The 1,572-nt window shown below is 71.8% G+C and carries 1 protein-coding gene; it reads left to right on the plus strand.

The window, feature by feature from the left end:
* Positions 1-523: 523 nt before the first annotated feature.
* Positions 524-1,423 carry a methyltransferase gene (locus ACF053_RS30215; protein WP_391956942.1) on the plus strand — a complete coding sequence of 300 codons (900 nt, stop codon included), beginning with the start codon at positions 524-526 and terminating at the stop codon, positions 1,421-1,423.
* The last annotated feature ends 149 nt before the right edge of the window (positions 1,424-1,572 follow it).

Genomic DNA, 1,572 nt, shown 5'->3' on the forward strand with positions numbered 1-1,572 from the left:
GTGGGTGGGCATCGCACCTTTGGTGCGATCCGGCCGTGCGCCGCAGTCGTCGGGCCCTGGGGGCCCTCCTTATTGCGGCCCGCGCTGCGCGCGGGCTGCGGTCGCTGCGCTCCCTTGCGCGGGGCCCCGGGGGGCTCCTCCGGACGCCCGCCCCCCGGGGACCGGGGGGCGGACTGATGCCGGTGGTGGGGGCCGGCGCGGTTCCTGCGCGCCGCCGTCGTCCGCCGGCACCGCGGTGGTGGCCGCGGAGGGCTGAGGTCGAGGAGGGCCAGGCCGAGCTGGAGCCGGTGGGAAAGGTGCGGGCCGGCCCGGGGCCGGGGGAGGGAAAGACGGCTGGCAAGGAGGGGGGTCGGACGGGCTCGGACGCTCTCTAAAAGATCATGGAACTTCCGAGAAAAACCCTGGTCAGACCCCCTTCTCGGCTATGTGATCCGGTTCAATGCTGGTAATATAGAGCTTGTTGGGAGGGGGTGGCACCCCGACCGGCATCACCACTCGAAACCCGAACGGAACGGCGGACCCCATGGCGAAGTTGACCACCGAGCAGGCAACCAGGCACCGCAAGGCGCAGGACCTGATCAAGCTGGACCGCGAGCTCACCCCCCGCGAGCGGGAATTCGTGCTCGACAACCTGATGGAGGAGGGGACCGCCCGGCTCGACGGCGCGTTCTTCACCCCCGGCGGTCTCGCCGTAGACATGGTGATCGAGGCATTCGGCAAAGACCGGGTAATCGATCTGTGTGCCGGAATCGGCCGCCTGGCTTGGACGGCGAGCCATTACCTCGGCTCCCACGGGGCAGCGCGCGAGATCGTGTGCATCGAGAAGAACCCGGAGTACGTCCGCGTAGGCCGCAAGGTCCTCCCCGAGGCAACGTGGATCTGCGCCGACGTCTTCGACGTGCCGACCATGGACCTGGGGGGCCCGTTCGACGTGGCCCTTGCGAACCCGCCGTACGGGGCGGTGGCGCGCGGCGGGCGCACGGCTCCCCGCTACACCGGCAGCCGGTTCGAGTACCACGTCATCGACATCGCCGCCGAAGTGGCCCGGCACGGGGTGTTTCTGATCCCCCAGGAGTCGGCCCCCTTCCGCCACAGCGGATGTTGGACGCGGGAGGAGACCCGGGGAGCCCAGTACGAGCGATTCGAGCGTCAGACCGGCATCACCCTGGAGCAGGGGTGCAGCGGCGACACCTCCCAGTACATCGACGAGTGGCGCGACGCGGCCCCGTGCACGGAAATCGTCGTTGCCGACCTCACCGAGCGGAAGGCCCCCGCCGCGACGGCCGCCAAGGCCGCCCCCGCGAAGGACTGGCGTGCCATGTCCGCCACGGAGTTCACCACCAGGCCGAAGGCCGCCCAGGTCGCCATGTTCGACATGGGCGATGACAAGTCCACCGGCACCATCGGCCTGTTCGACATGTGACGGGGCCGCCCGTACGGCGGAGCCCCCGCCGTACGGGCCGCCGGAGCGCGCGGCCGCGTGCGCGGTGGGCGGCGGCTGGCCGGGGGTGGCCGGGCCCGGCGCGGGGCGCGGTGGGGGTGTGGCGTGGTGGGCGCCGGCTTCGCCGCGGG

The organism is Streptomyces kanasensis (assembly GCF_043077165.1).
Lineage (GTDB): Bacteria > Actinomycetota > Actinomycetes > Streptomycetales > Streptomycetaceae > Streptomyces > Streptomyces changanensis.